Below are 21067 nucleotides of genomic sequence, written 5' to 3'. Positions count from 1 at the left end.
TGGTGCAACTCTAGCAACTTCCTATCCTCCTTGGAAAACATTCAAGGTACAATAAAGACAGAAGCTAGCTGTTTCCGGCTTGTTCAGAGAGGGAATTCTTTTAGTGCACGCATCGCAGAGAGGAGTCGGAGTCATTTGAAACAAGAACTTGCAGTCATCGATATCGGTTCCAACTCGATTCGTTATGTCATCTTCCATCCGATCGCTTCTGGTCGCTATATCGAGAAGATTAATATTAAAGTCGTCGCCCGGTTATCTGCTCACATCAATGAGGATGGAGCACTCGATGGTGAAGGCATTGCCTTACTCGAAGAAACATTACATCGTTTTTATGAAGTTGGCGTCACCCATGAGGTCGAAGAAACGATCTGTGTCGCGACAGCAGCGATCCGTAATGCAACGAACCGAGATGCCATCGTTGAATCCGTTACAGAAAACACGCCTTTTTCCATTCAGGTTCTGACAGATGAACAAGAAGCATACTATGGCTATTTTGCCATCATCAATTCGACCTTCCTTGAAGATGGATTTTCCGTTGATATCGGTGGTGGTTCCATGGAGGTCACCTTGATTGAGAATCGTGAAATGGTCGCGTATCACAGCTTTCCATTTGGTGCCGTCACCTTGACACGGCAATTCGTTTCCGATGAGACACTAAGTGCCAGTGATAAGAAGAAATTGGTGAAATTCCTACGGGAACAATTCGAATCGATTCCATGGCTGAGTGACAAAAAGCTTCCTTTAATTGGTGTCGGTGGTTCTGCCCGAAATTTCGTTCGGATCCATCAGTCGAATCAGGACTATCCCTTACGAAGTGTTCACCAATATCAAATCAAAGCGAAAGAACTTGCGAAGATGGTCGACGATCTCGAAGGAAAGTCGGCGAAACAACTATCGAAAATCGAAGGACTATCAAAAGATCGAATTGATATCTTTCTGCCGGCATTGATTGCGATTCAAGAGTTAGCCCATCACATCGAAGCGGAAGAATTCGTCATGAGTAATCTCGGTCTTCGTGAAGGTCTTGTTTACGAGTTCGATGTGCAGGACGAAGCATACCGTCGGATTGAAAACGTACGTGAGCAAAGTCTTTATCAGCTCGAAAGCGACTATAAGGTCAATCGAGATCGTGCGTCATATATTGGAACACTCGCCAAATCGATGTACCGGCAGCTCGTCGCGCTCGACTTGATTTCAGAACGCGCGTCTGATCTACGACTGCTCGATTCAGCAAGCCGCTTATTTTATTGTGGACAATACATTAATCCAGATACACGATCGGACCAGACGTTCTACCTGTTGACGAATACCGAACTGAATGGCATGACGCACAAGGATCGCGTTGCTCTCTCGCTCGTCAGTTCCTATTCTTCTGCCAAGCGGATGAACCAGCTTGCAAAACCTTTTAAGGACTGGTTTACGGAAAAATCGCTGGATCGCTTCGACCTACTTGGATCTCTCCTCAAATTAAGTCATGCGCTCGACGTGACGGAGCGAAAAGCCGTCGATCACTTGGAGCTATTCCTTCAAAAGGATCAACTCCAGTTTGTCCTCGATACAGGCGATCATGATTATGGATTCGAAGTCGAAAAGGCGGAAAAACAAAAGAAACACCTGGAACGAATCATTGATTGTACGATTACCTTCGAAACGAAAGGAGATCTTCCTTCATGAAGCTCGACATACCGGAACATTTCAATAATCGTGAACTCAGCTGGCTCCAGTTCAATAAACGTGTACTGGATGAAGCGTTTGACACACGCAATCCGTTAATGGAACGTTTTAAGTTTCTCGGTATCTTTAGTTCCAATCTAGACGAATTCTATATGGTACGGGTCGGTGGTTTAAAGGATGAAGTACTCGCCGGATTCAATAAACCAGAAAATAAACAACAGATGACACCCAAACAACAGTTACGTGCAATCGCAGCGAAAACAAAAGAGTTAGTCGATCGGCAATACGAAGCATTTCAAGCAATTAATCAGACGTTATCCGATGAAGGCATTACATTCTTGAAATACGACGCTCTGACTTCAGAACAGACGACCTATGTAAAAACCTTTTTCCGTGAACAAGTCTTTCCGGTACTCACCCCCGTTGCCGTCGATGCCTATCGTCCGTTCCCGATGCTCTCGTCAAAATCACTTAACATCGCAACGGTACTCGAGGCAGAAGACGGGACGAAACGGAATTTAGCGCTCGTACAAGTACCTGCTGTCTTACCGAGATTCGTCGATTTACCGGTAGAAGATGATGAGACGACGGCTGTCATCTTACTCGAAGACGTCATCATCGCCTTCATCGATAGTCTATTCAAAGGCTATCGTGTGTTGTCTGCCATGCCGTTTCGGATTACGCGGAATGCCGACCTTCCGTTTCATGAGGAAGGTACGCATGACTTATTAAAGCTGATTGAGAAAGAATTAAAAAAACGGCGTTGGGGAGTCGCGATTCGACTCGAAGTTCAAAAAGCTGCCATCAATACCGAACTGCTCAACATGTTGCGCGATGTACTCGATTTACAGGAACGCGACATCTTTGCCGTCGATGGTCCGATTGATTTGACGTTCTCCTTTGCCTTCTACAGTCAAATCGGTATTGAATATGATCATTTGATCTATCAGACAATCATGCCAGTCGACCCACCAGCACTCGATAGTTCAAAAAATCTGTTCAATCAATTACTGGAACGCGATTATCTCTTGCATCATCCGTATCATACGTTTGATCCGATCGTCCGGTTCATCGTCCAAGCGGCGAATGATCCGAACGTCCTTGCCATCAAACAAACACTTTATCGTGTATCTGGTGATTCTCCAATCATCAAGGCCTTAAAAACGGCAGCGGAGAACGGGAAACAGGTCACCGTTCTCGTTGAACTGAAGGCTCGATTCGACGAGGCAAAGAACATCGAGTGGGCGAAGCAACTGGAGAAGGCCGGCGCTCATGTCATTTACGGATATAGTGATTTAAAGACCCACTCAAAGATCACGCTCGTCGTTCGACTCCACGAAGGCAAGATTCAGCGTTTCGTCCATCTTGGTACCGGCAACTATAATGATTCGACGGCGAAACTATACACGGACGTCGGATTATTAACCGCTCGGGAAGAGATCGCCGAAGATGCGACGAACTTCTTCAATTGGTTATCCGGATACGGGGAACAGCCGGAATGGAACGTCATCCAAACTTCACCGAACGCGATGCTTGAGAAGTTCCTGTCCTTGATTGATGAAGAGATTCATCATCATAAAAAACACGGAAACGGTCGAATCGTCGCCAAGATGAATAGTCTAACGGAAAAAGACATCATTTTACGGCTTTACAAGGCATCGCGCGCTGGTGTCCAAGTCGAACTAATCGTTCGGGGCGTCTGTTGTCTGCGTCCTGGTATTCCAGATGTTTCGGAGAACATTCGCGTCATCTCGATCGTCGATCGTTACTTGGAGCATTCACGCATCTTCTACTTCCATCACAACGGTCAGGATTTGATGTATGGATCAAGCGCAGACTGGATGACACGCAACATGCGAAAACGAATTGAAATCTTGTTCCCGATCATGGACGAAGAACATAAGGAGTATTTAAAGGATTGCCTCGCCCTCGCCCTGGCTGATAATGTAAAGTCGCGTGAGCAGGCAGCCGATGGATCCTATCATTACGTGAAGGATGGAAAACAGAGCTGTGAATCCCAGCTACTGATTCAAGACTATACGAGCGGCAAACTAAAACAAAAACCTAGTTTTACAGCTCCATTGACACAAAAGTGGATCACGATTGAAAAGAAGGAGGACAAAGTCATTCTTGATCAAAATGCTACATGATTCTGGTAATGTTTTACCACGTACTCTACTACACATGCTGATTTACAGCAGAAAGGACGAAATGTATGCTTCAGCAAATCTTATTATCCCTTCTCGCCGGCGTCATCTGCGGCGTCGTGTTTACCGCACTGAAACTGCCGATTCCTGCCCCACCCGTTTTTCCAGCCGTCGTCGGAATCTTCGGTGTCTTCCTTGGGATGAAAATCTATCTATTTTTAGTAGAACGCTTTTTCTAATCCAAACAAAAACAGTTCTCTTTGTTGCCAGCGCAGAAAAGAGAACTGTTTTTGATTCTTTTTAAGGTTTTAATGATTAAATGTCAGTCGCGGGAGCTTTGCTTGAATAGGAAAAGATTTTACTCACTCTCTTCCGTTGCCGCTGCCGTATCCACCGCATGAAGCATCTGTTGATGTAACCACCGGTGACAGGTCGGGCAAACTGTCTGATATCCTTCTGGTGTCAAATGCCATTCCAGTAACGACTGCCTAGACTCCTCACAATGCATACATTGACGCGCGACTTGTTCCAGATGATTTCGCTCCTTGAAGCGCTCGATTCGACGTTGTTTAGATTGTTCGAGTGTCAGTACATCCGTTTCGAAATACCCATACTGCCATGAATCAAGCAGACGCGTGCGAAACACGCCTTCGACCGGTCCAGTTTTAAGACCAAGTTGATCGAGTGGTCGTCCAAGTAAGGGATGACGTAAATCCACACTGATGAGATCAAGGCACACATATGACCCTTCCGAGTCGTCAGCATTCGTCAACCAAAATGGATCTTCTGGACGTGTCGTATACTCGGTGAACAAGGCTTCAGCATACGCCATGATACCGTCAGTCGTCGCAAGAAACACCTCTTCTCCCTCTACCAGTTCTGCCGGCAAATAAAACGGTTCCTTTGTTTCATAGTAGTGGACAACAGCTTTTCGTATCGCAAAACTAGTCTCATCAACGACGAGTATATGACACATCACAGACACCCCTTTATGAGTTATTCGACCGGTGCTCCTAGAATCGGTAGACGCCAGTCTGCATCAAACGCACCCGAACGTAACATATCGATTTCTTGTTTATACGGTGCCACTTTTTTCTTTGGATCGAGACCGATGTATGGCGTCTCTAAGATTTTCGGTAAATGTGCCAGAGCAGGATGATGCACGACGCGATGTAAGGCATCAAATCCAATCTCACCAAAACCAATATTTTCATGACGGTCCTTTCGCGCACCACGGATATTCTTTGAGTCATTCACATGGATGACACCAAGACGATCCAGTCCAACGATCCGGTCGAATTGCTCAAGAACACCATCTAAGTCGTGCACGATATCGTATCCTGCATCATGCACGTGACATGTATCGAGACAGACGGACAGACGATCATGATGTGTGACGCCTTCGATGATTTGAGCAAGTTCCTCGAAGGTTTTTCCGATTTCCGATCCTTTTCCAGCCATCGTCTCAAGCGCGATCTTGACCTGTTCGTCACCTGTCAGTACTTCATTGAGTCCTTCGACAATCCGTTTGATTCCGATTTCTTCCCCAGCACCGACATGCGCACCAGGATGTAATACGATGTGTTGCGCCTTTTCAAGCGCTTCTGCTCGTTTAATTTCTGCTGCTAAAAACGAAACGGCGAGTTCGAATGTCTCGGGTTTCGTCGTATTCCCTAAGTTAATGATATACGGCGCATGCACGACGATTTCCTCTATTCCATTAGCACTCATATGTTGCAATGCTTCTTGAATCCGTAACTCTTCCATCGGCTTACGGCGTGTATTTTGAGGTGCTCCTGTATAGACCATCATCGTCGTTGCACCGTAAGATGCCGCTTCCTCACTTGCACCTAACAGCATTTTTTTCCCCGAAACGGAGACGTGTGAACCTATTTTCATGTTCTTTTCCACCTTTCTCTTTTTACAGTGTACCAAATCTTAAAAACAACAAGACACCCGAAAAATGTTTTTTCATTTCACGGGTGTCATCAATGGAATTATTTTGATTTGCGTGCGTTTTCTTTACGTTGCGCGCGACCGACACCACGTTGTTCTTTGATGCGTTCACGTTTTGCTGTTTCTTTCAGCTTATATTGATGCTTCTTCTTATAACCTGGTTTAACGCGTTTTTTCGCTTTTGCTGCTTCACCTGACAGACGGCTATGCGCTGTCTTCGAGACAGCAGTTTTCATATGCGGCTTCGCACGACGACGTTCTTTAACCTCGACGATTTGACTGCCTTTGACATCAACGTTCGTGAATTGAATGCCACGATCCTCTAAGCGATTGATCATACCGTTCTCGTGATCTTCAAACAGTGTATATGCCAATCCATCTTGATCGACGCGACCTGTCCGACCGACACGGTGGACGTAGAAGTCTAAATCTTTTGGAATACCGTGGTTGATGACGTGCGAGACACCTGAAATATCAATTCCGCGTGCTGCAAGATCCGTCACGATGACGTATTGATACTTCGCATCGTTGATTTCTTTGATGGCTTGTTTACGACGACGTGCCGGAAGATCTCCGTGAAGGGAACCAACGTTCAGTCCTGCTTCTAGGAACAAAGCTTCGACTTCGATTGCTTCTGCTTTTGTATTCGTAAAGATTAGACAAATATACGGATTCAGCGCTTTCGCGACTTTCAACGTCAATTGTGAGCGCTCACGATGCTTGACCGGAATCGTATGGTGAACGATTTTCTTCGCTGTCTGTTGTTTTGGATCCACATGCGCATAACGCGGGTTGTTCATGTATTTTTTCAAGAACGGTTGCAATTTCTCAGGAATCGTTGCTGAGAAGACCATCATCTGAAGCTGTTCTGGAAGAGCTTGCGCAATCCGGTCAACTTCTGGCAAGAAGCCCATGTCGAGCATTTGATCCGCTTCATCGATAACGTAGTGCTTCACGAAATGCGGTTTTAAAGCCTGTTCTTTGAATAGGTCTAAAATACGTCCCGGTGTTCCGATAACGATTTGAGGTGAGACTTTCACACGACCGATTTGACGTTCGCGATCCATTCCACCTGTAATAAGACTCGTCTTGATGAAGTCTGGTTCCTTCACGAGTAACGATTTCAGTTCTTCATGAATTTGCCAAGCAAGTTCGCGCGTTGGAGCAACGATGATTGCTTGTAATTCTTGAAGCTTTGGATCGACGTTTTGAACGATTGGAAGAAGGAACGATAACGTTTTTCCTGTTCCTGTTTGTGATTGACCGATGATATCGCGTCCCTTTACTGCAGCTGGGATGATCCGCGACTGAATGTCGGTCGGTTTTGTGATGCGGGCGTCATCGAGTGCTTCGATGACGAACGGGTGTAATTGATAATGGCTGAATCCATTCATGAATTGACACCGTCCTTTCCTTATTTGCTGAGGCTTCTGCCTCTCGATTAGTTCAACATGGTTATGGGTCTACTACCGTCATACAGATAGGAGTACGTATAAAAACGAGTTGGAATCTTTTTGTTTTTCGTATGAAGCTTCAATGCACTGAAGGCGACTTTCATCATCTCATCAGCACTCTGGACGACCGTCGCATCCATCGATTTCATGTCAACAGCTTCTAATATAGCACGATTCCCGTCTATGCCGACAATTATTTTTCCTTTGATCCCTGCTTTTTTCAATGCTTCGAGGACACCTAGCGCAATATCGTCATTGTGACAATAGACGGCATCAAACGGAATTCCTGACTCAATGACCTGTGTCATGACCTTTTCTGAAGTGACTGGGTCGTAATCCCCATTCACGGATTCGACGATTTCAAGTTCCGGCTCACGCTCAAGACCAGTCAAAAATCCCCGGTGTCGTTCATTCGTCGTATTGACGTTTGCCGTACCTGCGACTTCAATGATGTCGGCCGTAGCTCGTCCCGTCTGCTTGATGCGTTCGTGTTTGATGAATGAGGCAAGCTGTTCCCCGATCAATTGGTTATTCGAGGTAATCGAACTGACAACTGCATCGGAGCGAATCAATCGATCGATCGCGAAGACCGGAATCCCAGCACGAGCTGCCTCTTCTAACGTACTAGCAATATAGACATCATCAAGCGTCGTCACGAAGATTGCATCTACCTTCATTCGAATGAACTCTTGAATTTGCTCGCGTTCATTGATGCGTGAATTATGAGACGTCGCGACGACTGCTTCGTATTTATTCAGTTTGGCTTGTGTCTTAAACGCATCGACGAGCCGTTGCGCAAATTCATGTTTATCATTGACGATCGTGAAGCCGACGAGATGACGGCGTGGACTCGGATCCGGATTGACGAATAAATTGGAAATGAACAACACGGATGAAATCCAAACAATCAGGACGAATAACCAGGCCTTATTGAATTTCATTCCGTTTGCTCCTTTCGAGGTAAGTGGACTTGAATCGTCGTACCGACACCCGGCTTACTATCAAAGATCATCTTGCCTTTATGATCACGAACGATTTGCTTCGACATGAAGAGTCCAAGTCCATTGCCATCGACTTTTGATGTCTTGAACGCTTGACCGACATGATCAATCTGATTTCCATCCATCCCTACCCCATTATCCTGAACAATGAAGACGACTTCTTCTGGATAAACGTGGACATGCAGATGACAGATTCCATCCGGTCCTTTAAACGCGACAGCTTGAAGGGCATTTCGAACACAGTTTGCTAAAATCTGCAAAATCCCCTCTTCTGATGCATAAATATTTGGCATGAAGGAAGGTGTATAAATCTTGCAGTCCGCTTCGTAATGATGAGCTTCCGCTTCTAAGATATATGTCAGCTTCTTCATTAAATCATTCATATCAATCGTCGTTTTTTGAAGTGCGTTGTTTTCGCCTTTCGATAAATCAAGCATCGTTTGAATCATGCCATTTGCTCGATCCAGTTCCGATAAGGCGAGAATCAACATTTCTGGATCACGATCCTTTTCTGCTGCTAACAACTGTAACGTCATCTTGACTGGTGTTAGTGGATTGCGGATTTCGTGGGCAATTCCTGCTGCTAGTTGACCGAGTGATGCTAATTTTTCTTGATGTAACATCGTTTGTTGTTGACTCAACTGCTCAAGGCGCGCATTTTCCATCCGTTGAGCGTACTCGTTATAGGCAGCAACGAGTGTCTTGACTTCGTTTGATCCGGCACGCTCGAGAACAATCGGTTTGGGTGAGCTGCTTTTCTCGATCTTCTTCACAAGTTCAAGCATCGGTGCTGTCAATTGTTTTGACATCAAATAGCCGACGATCAGACTGAGGACGAGCGTCAAGGCAGCGATGATCAAATACTGTTGCCGTGTCGTGTAAACTGGTTCATAAAAGACGCTTCGTGGCGTTCGAACGAGAATCTTCCAATCCGTCACCTTCAAATCTTTCGCGAAGTAATACATGTCTTGGTTCGTACTAAAAATCTCAGAAGGTTCTACCGACTGAAAAGCGCGATCAATGACACTTTTTGATAATAAGCGCTCTTCATCCGGTACCAGATTACTGGATGTGGCTAATAATTCTTTTTTGCTATTGAACAGGTAGGCGATCGTCTGATCGTCAAATGATTCAAGCGAATTCCGAAAAACGATCGAGTTCATGACACTTAACCCACCACCAAAGACACCGACGCGTTCATTGCCGTCTCGAACCGGAACGAACATATAGGTGACAGCATCTGATTCCATCGTATACAGCTTACTCATATGAAAGTCCGTACTCGTCAACGTTTGCAAGAATTCATCGTCTTTTAGGATCGTACTGTTTTCTATACGTCGATCCTCACTTGAGAACCAAGTGACTTGCTTCGTCTGTCGATCAAAGTAGAAGAAACTCTTAAATCCTGTATCGATGTCTAATAGATTCGATTCTTCAATTTTTTGTTTCAGCTTGTCGGGGTTTTTGACATTCAACTGCAAGCTCATGATCTCTTCATGCAGATTCCCAATATTGTCGCGAATCGCATTTCCTGAGACCTCGACACTCTTCTCGCTTTGTTTCTCTGTTTGTTGCTCGACCCGGGAAATCGTGACCCGATCCGCAGTGAAGGCAAGCGCTGAAATGACAAGACAAATCAGGATGAATAAGACAGCGGTGATTTGAAAAAAATACGACCGCATCATTTTCTTAGACTCCATCCCTTCGCCTCCCTTTTGAATAATTGACAACTTCATTAGTATAGCATGTTCTATAGATGAAACAGACTCCTCTATTTTCATTCAGCTTCAATCAATGGTACACTCTAACTAATCATTCTTTTTCACAAAGGGAGAATCCATAACTATGCTAGTAAAAAAAATCAGCCCCCGCGGCTATTGTTACGGTGTCGTCGATGCAATGAAACTTGCACAACAAGCGGCATTGAATAAAGACTTGCCACGTCCGATCCATATTTTAGGAATGATCGTCCACAATGCTCACGTGACACGTGAGTTCGAAAATATGGGGGTCATCACTGTCGATGGTCCCGATCGCCTTGAAGCGTTAGAGACGATTCAAGAGGGCACTGTCATCTTTACTGCACACGGCATTTCACCTGCAGTTTATGCGCGTGCTGCCGAGAAGAACTTACACGTCGTCGATGCAACATGTCCTGACGTGACGCGTACGCACGATTTGATTCGACAAGTCGTCGCGGATGATTATGAAGTCATCTACGTCGGCAAACACGGACATCCGGAACCTGAAGGTGCAGTCGGTGTAGCACCAGAGCATGTGCACCTCATCGAAAAAGTCGAAGATATTGATGAACTTCCGCCTCAGCTTGCCCACAAAAAAATCATCGTCACGAATCAGACGACGATGAGCCAATGGGATGTCCAAGCTTTGATGGAACACGTTCGTAAAAAGTATCCGCATGTAGAAGTACACAATGAAATCTGTAACGCAACACAAGTCCGGCAAGAAGCGGTGGCTGATCAAGCAGGAGACTGCGATCTCGTCATCGTCGTCGGGGACCCGCGTTCGAACAACTCGAACCGTTTGGCACAAGTATCCTTCGATATCGCTGGCACTCCAGCGCATCGGATTGGTGATCTGACAGAACTTGATTTGACTTGGCTCGAAGGTGTCACGCAAGTTGGTGTCACATCAGGTGCATCAACGCCAACACCGATCACGAAAAAGGTCATCGATTTCCTACAACAATATGATCCTGCTGATATCAGTACGCATGACAAGACACCGTTCCTTGAATTACGACGCATCTTGCCTAAAGTCAAAGTACTTTAATCATTACAATCGATACAGCAAAACCGAGTCGCGATCGTCATTCGCGACTCGGTTTTTTTTATTACTAAATACGACGGTAGCATCGACGTATTCCATTCGATTCATCATAAAAACTGAAACGGATTCGTATTCGCTGTTGAAATCAGCAGTTCGACGTCGATTTTTTTCTGTTCGAATCGACGCTTCAACTCGTTTACGACGCCTTCCTTCATAACCGACTCCACATGATGTCCCGGATCGACGACTGCTAGTCCAAGTGCCATCGCATCATGCGCCACATGGAAATAGAGATCCCCTGTCACAAGGACATCTGCTCCCGCAAATGCTGCAGTCGAGACGTACTTATTGCCGTCACCACCAAGTACTGCTACTTTTTGGATGTGGCGTGATTCGTCTCCGACGAAGCGTAAGTTTTGTACACCAAACGCATCGCGAACATGCTCTGCAAATTCCCGCAACGTCATTGCTTCCGGTAACCGACCAATCCGTCCAAGACCAAGTGATGTTGCCGGGCGTTCTTGACGAATGAGATCATAGGCGACTTCCTCATATGGATGAGCCTGTTTCATCGCTCGAATGACTTGTTTCTGATTCAGTTCCGTGACGATCGTCTCGATTCGGACTTCTGAAACGCGTTCGAGTCGCCCTGCTTCACCGATATACGGGGTAGCTTCCGTCAACGGTCGGAATTGACCCGTTCCATTGACGTGGAATTGACAATCACTGTAGTCCCCTTCTTTTCCTGCTCCCGCTTGTGCAAGGGCTGTTGAAACGCGCTCTACAGCCTCGTTCGGTACGAAGACACTTAGTTTATATTGTGTGTTTTCAAACGTCGGTGCTAGTACTTCACAAGACTCAAGACCAAGCGCATCTGCCATCCAGTCATTGACCCCGCCTGGTGTCACGTCAAGGTTCGTATGCGCAGCATACACCGCAATATCGTGTTTGATACATTTTGTGACGATCCGTCCTGTTGCAGAACGATCCGTCACATTTGCTAACTTACTAAAAATCGGTGGATGATGCGCAATGATGAGATCGACCTTCTTTTCAATCGCTTCATCGACGACAGACTCCAAGACATCAAGTGTCACGAGCACACGTTTGACGTCCTTGTTCAATGTTCCGATTTGTAGACCAATCGGATCACCTTCGAGTGCGAATTTTTTCGGAGCAAATGCTTCAAACTGCTCAATGACATGGTTCCCATTCGCCATTAGTTCGTCACCTCTTCCATCTTTTGAATCAATTGTTCGATGGCTTCGATTTTTTCAGATAAAACCTCCGTTGCTTGTCCTTGTTTCATCTGAGCTAGGATATACTCTCGCTTTTGTTTTTCGATCTGCCATTTTTCGATGAATTCTGGTGCACGTTCCCGCATTAACTGTGGTCCAAAGAACAATTCCCACTGACGTGTTGTTTCGTCCTCTGAGTAAAGTGTTTCATCTCCACGTTCTGCAACGAGAATTTCATAGATCTTCCCGTTCTCCTCGACGATCGCTTCAGACAATAACGCATAAGAATTCGTCAGCAACCACTTCCGAACATCGACTGCATCGACATTCGGTTGAAGAATCAAGCGTTCCTCACCTGACAACCGATCTTTTCCTTCTTCAAGGATAGAGGCAATCAGTGTTCCGCCCATTCCCGCAATCGTGATCGCCGTTGCTTCGCCCGGCTTCAAAACCGATAAGCCACTTCCTAAACGGACATCAATCTGTGATTCAAGACCGACAAGCGCCACTTGTCCTTTTGCCGCTTCCATCGGTCCTTCATTCACCTCTCCTGCAATCGCACGCTCGATTTTCTTTTGTTGTACACAAAAACAAGGTACGAATGCATGATCTGATCCAATATCTGCGAGGATCGCTCCTTGTGGAATATACGACACGACTTTTTGGAGTCGTTGATCCAATACGACGTTCATTTGCATCATCTTCATCCTTCCTATTTTCCGAAAAACTCTCTTTTAAAAATAGCGGATTTACGCTAAAAAAGATACCATACACCACAAAAAAACATCCATCTCGTAACGAGATAGATGCCCTTGTTCTTATTTCTTAGCAGCTAACCATTTGGCTAGAACAGCTGCTTCTTCGTCATTCGCAAGACCGCCAGGCATTTGCCCTTTACCGTTCATTGCGATGTTCTTAATTTCGTCTTCTTTCAGCTTCGCGCCGATCTTTGTTAAGTTCGGACCTGCTCCGCCTTCTAAGTTTCCACCGTGACATCCTGTACATCCTTTAGATGCAAACAAGTCTTCCGGCTTCATTTCTGCAGTTGACGGCCCTTTACGAGCTTCCTTCACCTGATCGACCCCAAAGTAAGACAATGAAATCATAGCGATGATGGCGATGACTGCGATCGCCGCGAACGGTACTAATGGATTACGCATTTGGATTCCCCCCATATTCTATACCCAACCAAGTTGGTGACTGAATGGTATTCCCCGTTACTATTCTACTGTAAAAAAAACAGGGAAGGAAGAAAAAAACGAAACTTTTTTCTTCCTTCCCACTAAAATTTCATATATTCTTCACACTTTGAATTAATCGAGGAAATCTTTCAAGCGTTTTGAACGACTCGGATGACGTAACTTCCGAAGTGCTTTTGCTTCGATTTGACGAATCCGCTCACGTGTAACGCCAAATACTTTTCCGACTTCTTCAAGTGTCCGTGTCCGACCATCGTCAAGACCAAAACGAAGACGGAGGACGTTTTCTTCACGATCCGTCAGTGTATCTAACACATCTTCGAGTTGTTCTTTCAAGAGTTCGTATGCCGCAGCATCTTGTGGTGCTGTCGCATCTTGGTCCTCGATGAAATCTCCGAGATGTGAATCGTCCTCTTCCCCGATTGGAGTTTCAAGAGAAACCGGCTCTTGCGCAATTTTCAGGATTTCACGGACTTTTTCCGGCGTGATTTCCATCTCTTTCGAAATTTCTTCCGGTGATGGTTCACGTCCGAGATCTTGCAAGAGTTGACGCTGGACACGAATCAATTTATTGATCGTCTCAACCATGTGAACCGGAATTCGGATTGTCCGCGCTTGGTCAGCAATCGCACGTGTGATTGCCTGACGAATCCACCATGTTGCATACGTCGAGAATTTATATCCCTTCGTATAGTCGAATTTTTCGACCGCTTTGATCAGACCCATGTTGCCTTCTTGAATCAAATCAAGGAACAACATACCGCGTCCGACATAACGCTTCGCAATCGAAACGACGAGACGTAAGTTTGCTTCCGCCAATCGTTTTTTTGCTTCTTCATCGTTTTGCTCGATTCGTTTAGCGAGTTCGACTTCGTCTTCTGCATTCAACAGATCAACGCGGCCGATTTCTTTTAGATACATCCGGACAGGGTCATTGATCTTGACACCAGGAGGAACAGACAAATCGTTTAGATCCGCCTCTTCTTTTTCGTCCCCTGTGCCGTCATTGTTGACCTTGATACCTTCTGTTTCAAGCAATTGAAGGAATTCCTCGAATTGCTGAGCATCCATTGATTCGAACGAACTTAGTTTGTCTTCGATCTTTTGGTGTGACAATTCACCATTTTTATGTCCGAGCGCGATGAGTTCCTCTTTCGCGAGACGGAGTAATTCAGCTTCTGATCTTGCTTTTTCTGCCATCGAACCATACACTCCTTCCACATCATGCAGCAGGTCATCGATCTTTTAAACGACGCTTCCGTTCTATGATCGCCTGCATCAGCTCCGCTTGAGCACGGATATCTGTTTGTTGATTCAATCGTGACTTTTCTTCTTCTAACAACCGACGTTGCTGTTCATTTTGGACGGCACGAATGTAGTGACTGAGTAAATCAGGATCATACTCAGGCATCAGCATGAACTCTAAATCCGCTACGATTCGTTGCAAAGAAGCGTCGTGCAACATCGTCAAAAAACGATCAGGACTTCCTTGCGTACCTGCTCCGTAAAATTCATATAGCTTGCCGGCAATCAATTGGTGTGCCGGATCATTGAATTGGACACCTAGTTGCTCTCGCACTTCAAGACATACTTCTTCTGAACGGATCATGTAGGCAAGCAAGAAGCGTTCTGCCTTCTTCCAGTTCGCGAACGTTCGGTCAGGAGGTGCTGTCGGTAGAGCAGCTGGGCGATCGGAAACGATTTGTTCTCTCTTCGGTTGTTGGACGGTTGGACGCACTTGTGCGATCAAGGAGTCTTTCGAGAGTTTAAATTCCTCAGAAAGTTTTCCTAAATAAATGTCCCTTAACAACGGATTGGATGTTCGACCAATCTCTTCAAGCATAGTTTCAATATATCGAACGCGTTCTCCTTCTAATCGCAAGTTTTTTCCTTGTCGAAAATAAAAAGATTTGAATTCAAGACTTGAAACCCGTTCTTGTTCGATCCAGTGCAAAAACGTCTCTTCGCCCTGATTCCCAATGAAGGAATCCGGGTCTTCGCCATCCGGTAAACGGATGACGGAACAGTCGACGGCAACGGCTTCAAGCAACTGTAGGGCTTTTAACGTCGCAGCGCGTCCTGCCTTGTCTCCGTCATAACAAATAATGACTTCATCGACGATACGTGCTAGGTTTTGGGCATGAACCGGTGTTAAGGCTGTTCCTAAAGAGGCTACCGTATAAGGTATACCCGCTTGAGCGACACGCACAACATCAAGATTCCCTTCAACGAGGACGACTTGTTTGATTTTGCGCATCGCCCCTCGTGCTTGAGCGAATCCGAATAACAGTTCACTTTTATTGAACAAAGGTGTTTCCGCTGTATTGACATACTTCGGATCACGACCATCAATCGAACGTCCACTAAATCCGACGATCGTGCCATCACGATCGGAGATAGGAAATACGACTCGACCGTTGAATCGATCTCGATAATCGCCATCGCGTCCGATTGAAATCAATCCCGCTTCGACCATCTCATCTAAATCAAACCCACGTCGTGCCAAGGAATCCACTGTAAAACGATCTTGATCCGGTGCATACCCGAGTCGGAACTCACGCATCGCACCTTCACGGATACCACGATTCTCTAAATAGATTCGTCCCGCGTCGCCTGCTTCCGTTTGAATCAACACCTCATGATACAACTCGGTGACGATCCGATGTGCCTCGCGCATCCGGAACTTCTTTTCCTGTTCGGGTGTCGATTCCGATTGTTCGAATCGATCCGGCTCCAGTTCCGGAAGTGTGACATCGCTTCGATCAGCTAATTTAGAGACGGCTTCCTTGAAACTCATTCCTTCTGTTTCCATGACAAACGTGATTGCGTTTCCACCTGCACCACATCCAAAACAGTAGTACATCCCTTTATCAGGCGAAACAGAAAAGGAAGGTGATTTCTCAGAATGAAACGGGCAAAGCCCTGAATATCGATTCCCTTGTTTTTTTAATTCTACACGTTCTGAAATCAATTCGACGATGTCCGTTGCTTGGCGGACCTGATCGACGATTTCATCAGGAATTCGCTTCATTCCGTCCTCTCCCCTTTCCTTGAGAACTTATCCTTACATGACCATACCCGCAATGAAACGGAACGATGACTCGTTCCGTTTCATTAGAAAAAGGGCATTATCTCATTTATCAGCTAAACAAGTATACTATGTTCCTGACTGCTTGACTAGTCATGCGCTTTCCCGGAAATTCCAGTCAAAATCAGATTCGCTGTTTCCTCGACTGCTTTATTCGTCACGTCGATGACTTGGCAACCGATTCGTTCGTATAAATTCCGTGCGTATTCGAGTTCCCGGTTGATTCGGTCCATCTGCGCATAGGCTGCTTCTGGTTTGAGTCCTAATGAACGCAGGCGTTCCATTCGGATGTCGATCAACTTTTCCGGTGAGATGAGTAGTCCAAAACATTTTTCTTTTGGAATATCGAATAGCTCCGCTGGCGGGATCGATTCAGGTACGAGTGGTACGTTCGCTACTTTATATCGCTTCAAAGCCAGATACTGCGAAAGTGGTGTCTTTGATGTACGCGACACCCCGATCAAGACGATATCCGCACGTTTAATTCCTTTTGGATCACGTCCATCGTCGTACTTGACAGCAAATTCAACCGCTTCGATTTTTCGGAAATACTCCTCATCTAAGCGATAGATTAATCCTGGCTCTTCCTTCGGTTGCATCTGCAAGCGATCTTCCATCGTGTCAAGCAATGGACCAAGTAGATCAATCGCTTTTACACCGTGGGCGCGAGCTGTGTCTGCAAGCAAACGACGATGGGTCGCATGAACGATCGTAAAAGCAATCGTCGCTTGTTCTTCTTTCGCATGAAGAACCAAGTCATAAATGACTTGATCATCATCGACGAACGGAATGCGGACCGTTTCGATGGCTTGTTCCGGGAATTGGATTGCAGCTGCGCGGACGACGAGTTCACACGTCTCTCCGACAGAGTCACTCACGACATAAATCCGTTGACGCATCAGGAACCCTCCTTAAATTTCTTCATCACGTGCTAAAGCGACCAACACTTTCGTCATGTTCGTCTTCGTCATTCGACCCACGACTTTCAAGACGCCGTTCTCTTCTTCGACGACTGGCATTGAATCAATCTGCTTTTCGATCAGTTTCATGCCGGCACCAATCAACGTCTCCGATTTTTCACAGACCGTCAAATTCGGCATCCGTGTCATGATGATGTTGACCGGTAACGAGTCTAATTCTTGATTACCGATTGCCGCACGTAGAAAATCCTTACGTGACAACACACCGACTAACGCATGGTCCTTACTGACGACGAACAGCGAACCTACATCTTCAAGGAATAAGTGAACGATCGCATCGTATACGGTCATCCCTTCATGAATGACCTTTGCCGACGACATGAATTCGCCGACGGTCAAGGTGTCGAGTTTCTCATGAAGCATGGATGCATTTTTCTTTCCAACGTACATATAGCCGACACGTGGACGCGCTTCTAGCATGCCGGTCATCGTTAAAATCGACAAATCGGGCCGTAACGTCGCCCGTGTCAAGGAGAGTGCAGAAGCAATCTGCTCTCCCGTGATCGGACCGTTCTCTTTGACGATTTGGAGTATCTTTTTTTGCCGTTCATTTAACTTCATCGGCTCATCCGTCCTTTTTCTTTACGCTAAAGTAAGTGCATTGAACCGGGCGACTGATTCGATGGCTTGTGCAAATCGTTTCATTTCGCTAAGACGGTTCGTGCGGACTGTTTCGTCGTCCGTCATGATCATCGTACCGTCGAAGTAGGCTGTGATCGACGGAACGGTTGCCTCAAGTGCCTCAAGCGCTCGTTCATAATCAAGTGACGCGATCGCTTGATCGACCTCTGGTAAGGTCTTCTCAATCGCCTCATGTAACGCGCGTTCCGCATCATTTTCAAAGAGCGCTGGATTAACAGTTGTGACGTCTTCTGCTTTTTTCGAGATGTTTAAGACACGACTGAGTTGTTCGACTGTTTTCTTGAACGATTCTTTTTTCGTCGCACTTTCAAGCATCGCAGCACGCTGCTCATTCGCTTCGACTGTCAACGTATGATCAAGAGCGGCTTCGACGACATCATGACGGAAGTTCATTTCCGATAGACGGTATTTCAAGCGTTGTGCAAAGAAGTCTTGTAATGCAGCTTGAACTTCTTCGGCATCCGTCGCATAAAGACCTGCTGCCACCTGTTCTGAAACGACGAAGGCAATCAATTCAGTCAATGTCAGATTCAACTTGCGATCTGATAAAATCTGAACAATCCCTTGTGCTTGACGACGCAATGCATACGGATCCGCTGATCCACTCGGAATCATACCGACACCAAAGAATCCAGCGACGCTATCCATCTTATCGAGAATCGCATAGAGTGTTCCTGTCGGTGTCTCCGGACTTGCATCACCCGCGAAGCGTGGCATGTAATGTTCACGAATCGCAGCCGCGACTTCCGGATCCTCATTCTTCATGTTCGCATAACGCTCACCCATCAGACCTTGTAATTCTGTGAATTCATAGACCATTTGACTGACGAGGTCGAATTTATAGATCTGTCCTGCACGTTCGACACGTGTTTTGTCTGCACCGACACGATCTGCAAGTGCGAGTGCCATCTGACGGACGCGACGGACTTTTTCGCCTGTCGTTCCTAATTTTTCATGGAAGACGATTTTATCAAGACGTTTCGCCTGTTCATCGATATCTGCTTTTTTATCTTCTTCATAGAAGAACTGCGCATCTGCTAAACGGGCACGGATGACTTTTTCGTTTCCGCGTGCGACGTTTTCAAGATGTGTTGCGTTTCCGTTTCGTACCGTCACGAAATAATGGAGCAACGCCCCGTCACGTTTGACCGGGAAGTAACGTTGGTGTTCCTTCATCGTCGTGATCAAGACTTCTTCTGGTAACTCAAGATACGCTTCATCAAATGCACCGAACAAGGCTGTCGGATACTCGACGAGGTTCGTGACTTCTTCAAGTAAAGACGCATCGATCGGCACTTCGAATTGTTCGCGTGCCGCAAGCGCTGCAATTTGTTCTTCGATCAATTGACGACGTGCTTCGTAACTGACGATGACATTTTCTCCTGCGAGTGCTTCAACATAAGCGTTCGGACGTAGGATCGTGATGTCCTGCCCGAGGAAACGATGTCCACGCGATGTCCGACCTGTTTCGACGGATGCGACTTCAAACGGGATGACTTGATCGTCAAGCAGGGCAATCAACCAACGAATTGGACGCATATAACGTAACGATTGTGTGCTCCAACGCATGTTTTTCGGGAATGTCATCGCTTCGACGACTTGTTTTAGTCCAGGAAGTAGATCAGCTGTCGCTTGTCCGACTTCCTTACGTGTCGCATAAAGGTATTCGACTCCTTTTTCTTCTCCAAGGAAGAGATCGTCCGTCGTTAACCCTTTACCACGCGCGAATCCTTCGGCTGCTTTCGTCCAGTTACCTGCTTCATCCATCGCGATTCGTTTTGCTGGTCCTTTTAATGTCTCTTCGAGGTCGCTTTGACGTGCTGCGAGACCTTTGACATACACTGCTAGACGGCGTGGTGTCGAGAAGGATTCGACGCTCGCGAACTCAATCCGTGCTTCTTCAAGAAAACGCGTCACGCGCTCCTTGAGTTGTGTTTCGGATTGAAGAACGAATCGAGCCGGCATCTCTTCTAAACCGATTTCAAGTAATAATTCATGCATGTGACTCACCTGCTTTCGACTTGATCAATGGGAAGCCAAGACGTTCCCGTTCTTCGATGAAACTTTGCGCACAACGACGCGACATGTTCCGGACACGATGGATAAATCCTGTGCGTTCCGTGACGGAAATCGCCCCTTTCGCGTCGAGTAGGTTAAAGGTATGTGAACATTTCAAGATGTAATCATACGCTGGGAAGACGAGGCTCTCGTCCAAGGCACGATTCGCTTCTTTTTCATATTGATCGAACAACGTGAAAAGTAAGGCGACATCTGACGTTTCAAACGTATACTTCGAATGTTCGAACTCCGGTTGATAGAAGATATCACCGTATTTGAAGCCATCCGTCCAAACGAGATCAAAGACACTCTCAACGTCTTGAATGTACGACGCAAGACGCTCGATTCCATAAGTGATCTCTACTGCGATCGGATTACACTCGATTCCACCGACTTGTTGGAAATACGTGAATTGCGTGATTTCCATTCCGTTCAGCCATACTTCCCAGCCGAGACCTGCAGCACCGAATGTCGGGTTCTCCCAGTTATCCTCTACGAAACGGATATCATGTTCGAGTGGGTTGATACCGAGCAATTCGAGACTTTGTAAGTACAATTCCTGAATGTTGTCAGGTGATGGTTTCATGATGACTTGGAATTGATGGTGTTGATACAGACGGTTCGGGTTTTCCCCGTAACGACCGTCAGCTGGACGGCGTGATGGTTCTGTATAACAAACGTTCCATGGTTCTGGTCCGAGACTCCGTAAGAATGTCATCGGATTCATCGTACCGGCTCCTTTTTCTACGTCGTATGCTTGCATCGTCAAGCAGCCTTGTTCTGCCCAAAATTTTTGTAATGTCAAGATCATGTCTTGTACTGTCATCTTCACGACTTTCA

General features: G+C 46.1%; 18 protein-coding genes. 4 read left to right on the top strand and 14 right to left on the bottom strand.

The window, feature by feature from the left end:
- Positions 1-135 precede the first annotated feature (135 nt).
- From AC3B4V_RS00975 to AC3B4V_RS00965, 3 genes are all read left to right on the top strand, one after another.
- Entirely contained in the window at positions 136-1674 is a 1539-nt protein-coding gene (locus tag AC3B4V_RS00975) for a Ppx/GppA phosphatase family protein (RefSeq protein ID WP_488377548.1), read from the top strand.
- Positions 1671-3824 (top strand): RNA degradosome polyphosphate kinase, encoded by a 2154-nt coding sequence (locus tag AC3B4V_RS00970; protein WP_488377547.1) that lies wholly within the window; start codon positions 1671-1673, stop codon positions 3822-3824. Before AC3B4V_RS00975 ends, AC3B4V_RS00970 begins: the two co-directional genes overlap by 4 nt.
- A gap of 65 nt (positions 3825-3889) precedes the next feature.
- A complete protein-coding gene (locus AC3B4V_RS00965; protein ID WP_023467523.1) occupies positions 3890-4060 on the top strand; it encodes a XapX domain-containing protein in 171 nt (56 codons plus the stop codon).
- Between the two features lie 119 nt (positions 4061-4179).
- Here AC3B4V_RS00965 and AC3B4V_RS00960 read toward each other — a convergent pair whose 3' ends face one another.
- From AC3B4V_RS00960 to AC3B4V_RS00940, 5 genes are all read right to left on the bottom strand, one after another.
- Positions 4180-4797: a hypothetical protein gene (locus tag AC3B4V_RS00960; protein ID WP_488377546.1), complete on the bottom strand. Its 618-nt coding sequence runs from the start codon at positions 4795-4797 to the stop codon at positions 4180-4182.
- 20 nt (positions 4798-4817) lie between these two features.
- Positions 4818-5720, bottom strand: a complete 903-nt coding sequence (locus tag AC3B4V_RS00955) for a deoxyribonuclease IV (protein WP_058712880.1) — start codon at positions 5718-5720, stop codon at positions 4818-4820.
- Between the two features lie 98 nt (positions 5721-5818).
- Complete coding sequence (locus AC3B4V_RS00950; protein ID WP_064300313.1) at positions 5819-7171, bottom strand: DEAD/DEAH box helicase; 1353 nt, start codon at positions 7169-7171, stop codon at positions 5819-5821.
- A 47-nt stretch (positions 7172-7218) separates the two neighbouring features.
- On the bottom strand, positions 7219-8172 hold the full coding sequence (locus AC3B4V_RS00945; protein WP_064300314.1) for a sugar ABC transporter substrate-binding protein: 954 nt from the start codon (positions 8170-8172) through the stop codon (positions 7219-7221).
- Positions 8169-9932, bottom strand: coding sequence for a two-component system sensor histidine kinase NtrB (locus AC3B4V_RS00940; RefSeq protein WP_488377545.1), 1764 nt, complete (start codon positions 9930-9932; stop codon positions 8169-8171). Before AC3B4V_RS00940 ends, AC3B4V_RS00945 begins: the two co-directional genes overlap by 4 nt.
- A gap of 145 nt (positions 9933-10077) precedes the next feature.
- Here AC3B4V_RS00940 and AC3B4V_RS00935 point away from each other — a divergent pair, with 145 nt between their 5' ends.
- Positions 10078-11025 carry a 4-hydroxy-3-methylbut-2-enyl diphosphate reductase gene (locus tag AC3B4V_RS00935; RefSeq protein ID WP_029341043.1) on the top strand — a complete coding sequence of 316 codons (948 nt, stop codon included), beginning with the start codon at positions 10078-10080 and terminating at the stop codon, positions 11023-11025.
- A 104-nt stretch (positions 11026-11129) separates the two neighbouring features.
- Here the strand turns inward: AC3B4V_RS00935 and AC3B4V_RS00930 are convergent, their stop codons facing one another.
- From AC3B4V_RS00930 to glyQ, 9 genes are all read right to left on the bottom strand, one after another.
- Complete coding sequence (locus AC3B4V_RS00930; protein ID WP_488377544.1) at positions 11130-12242, bottom strand: Nif3-like dinuclear metal center hexameric protein; 1113 nt, start codon at positions 12240-12242, stop codon at positions 11130-11132.
- Entirely contained in the window at positions 12242-12961 is a 720-nt protein-coding gene (locus AC3B4V_RS00925) for a tRNA (adenine(22)-N(1))-methyltransferase (protein WP_326188407.1), read from the bottom strand. Before AC3B4V_RS00925 ends, AC3B4V_RS00930 begins: the two co-directional genes overlap by 1 nt.
- A gap of 117 nt (positions 12962-13078) precedes the next feature.
- Positions 13079-13420, bottom strand: a complete 342-nt coding sequence (gene cccA / locus AC3B4V_RS00920; RefSeq protein WP_035398358.1) for a cytochrome c550 — start codon at positions 13418-13420, stop codon at positions 13079-13081.
- Positions 13421-13573: 153 nt separating this feature from the next.
- A complete protein-coding gene (gene rpoD / locus AC3B4V_RS00915; protein WP_023467512.1) occupies positions 13574-14659 on the bottom strand; it encodes an RNA polymerase sigma factor RpoD in 1086 nt (361 codons plus the stop codon).
- A gap of 34 nt (positions 14660-14693) precedes the next feature.
- On the bottom strand, positions 14694-16490 hold the full coding sequence (gene dnaG / locus AC3B4V_RS00910; RefSeq protein ID WP_023467510.1) for a DNA primase: 1797 nt from the start codon (positions 16488-16490) through the stop codon (positions 14694-14696).
- A 146-nt stretch (positions 16491-16636) separates the two neighbouring features.
- The gene (locus AC3B4V_RS00905; RefSeq protein WP_047396410.1) at positions 16637-17446 is read right to left on the bottom strand and encodes a pyruvate, water dikinase regulatory protein; all 810 of its coding nucleotides are present in this window, start codon (positions 17444-17446) and stop codon (positions 16637-16639) included.
- Positions 17447-17458: 12 nt separating this feature from the next.
- Positions 17459-18088, bottom strand: a complete 630-nt coding sequence (gene ccpN, locus AC3B4V_RS00900; protein ID WP_035398363.1) for a transcriptional regulator CcpN — start codon at positions 18086-18088, stop codon at positions 17459-17461.
- A gap of 21 nt (positions 18089-18109) precedes the next feature.
- Entirely contained in the window at positions 18110-20170 is a 2061-nt protein-coding gene (gene glyS / locus AC3B4V_RS00895) for a glycine--tRNA ligase subunit beta (protein WP_488377543.1), read from the bottom strand.
- A complete protein-coding gene (gene glyQ / locus AC3B4V_RS00890; RefSeq protein ID WP_488378212.1) occupies positions 20163-21053 on the bottom strand; it encodes a glycine--tRNA ligase subunit alpha in 891 nt (296 codons plus the stop codon). Before glyQ ends, glyS begins: the two co-directional genes overlap by 8 nt.
- Positions 21054-21067: the final 14 nt, after the last annotated feature.

The organism is Exiguobacterium sp. E17S (assembly GCF_057772545.1).
This window is presented reverse-complemented; position numbering and strand designations above follow the sequence as displayed.

Excerpts from the sequence above, each read along its gene's own strand:
- AC3B4V_RS00970 (WP_488377547.1), top strand. The coding sequence starts at position 1,671 with ATGAAGCTCGACATACCGGAACATTTCAATAATCGTGAACTCAGCTGG.
- AC3B4V_RS00965 (WP_023467523.1), top strand. The coding sequence starts at position 3,890 with ATGCTTCAGCAAATCTTATTATCCCTTCTCGCCGGCGTCATCTGCGGC.
- AC3B4V_RS00960 (WP_488377546.1), bottom strand. The coding sequence starts at position 4,797 with ATGTGTCATATACTCGTCGTTGATGAGACTAGTTTTGCGATACGAAAA.
- AC3B4V_RS00955 (WP_058712880.1), bottom strand. The coding sequence starts at position 5,720 with ATGAAAATAGGTTCACACGTCTCCGTTTCGGGGAAAAAAATGCTGTTA.
- AC3B4V_RS00950 (WP_064300313.1), bottom strand. The coding sequence starts at position 7,171 with ATGAATGGATTCAGCCATTATCAATTACACCCGTTCGTCATCGAAGCA.
- AC3B4V_RS00945 (WP_064300314.1), bottom strand. The coding sequence starts at position 8,172 with ATGAAATTCAATAAGGCCTGGTTATTCGTCCTGATTGTTTGGATTTCA.
- AC3B4V_RS00940 (WP_488377545.1), bottom strand. The coding sequence starts at position 9,932 with ATGGAGTCTAAGAAAATGATGCGGTCGTATTTTTTTCAAATCACCGCT.
- AC3B4V_RS00935 (WP_029341043.1), top strand. The coding sequence starts at position 10,078 with ATGCTAGTAAAAAAAATCAGCCCCCGCGGCTATTGTTACGGTGTCGTC.
- AC3B4V_RS00930 (WP_488377544.1), bottom strand. The coding sequence starts at position 12,242 with ATGGCGAATGGGAACCATGTCATTGAGCAGTTTGAAGCATTTGCTCCG.
- AC3B4V_RS00925 (WP_326188407.1), bottom strand. The coding sequence starts at position 12,961 with ATGATGCAAATGAACGTCGTATTGGATCAACGACTCCAAAAAGTCGTG.
- cccA (WP_035398358.1), bottom strand. The coding sequence starts at position 13,420 with ATGCGTAATCCATTAGTACCGTTCGCGGCGATCGCAGTCATCGCCATC.
- rpoD (WP_023467512.1), bottom strand. The coding sequence starts at position 14,659 with ATGGCAGAAAAAGCAAGATCAGAAGCTGAATTACTCCGTCTCGCGAAA.
- dnaG (WP_023467510.1), bottom strand. The coding sequence starts at position 16,490 with ATGAAGCGAATTCCTGATGAAATCGTCGATCAGGTCCGCCAAGCAACG.
- AC3B4V_RS00905 (WP_047396410.1), bottom strand. The coding sequence starts at position 17,446 with ATGCGTCAACGGATTTATGTCGTGAGTGACTCTGTCGGAGAGACGTGT.
- ccpN (WP_035398363.1), bottom strand. The coding sequence starts at position 18,088 with ATGAAGTTAAATGAACGGCAAAAAAAGATACTCCAAATCGTCAAAGAG.
- glyS (WP_488377543.1), bottom strand. The coding sequence starts at position 20,170 with ATGCATGAATTATTACTTGAAATCGGTTTAGAAGAGATGCCGGCTCGA.
- glyQ (WP_488378212.1), bottom strand. The coding sequence starts at position 21,053 with ATGACAGTACAAGACATGATCTTGACATTACAAAAATTTTGGGCAGAA.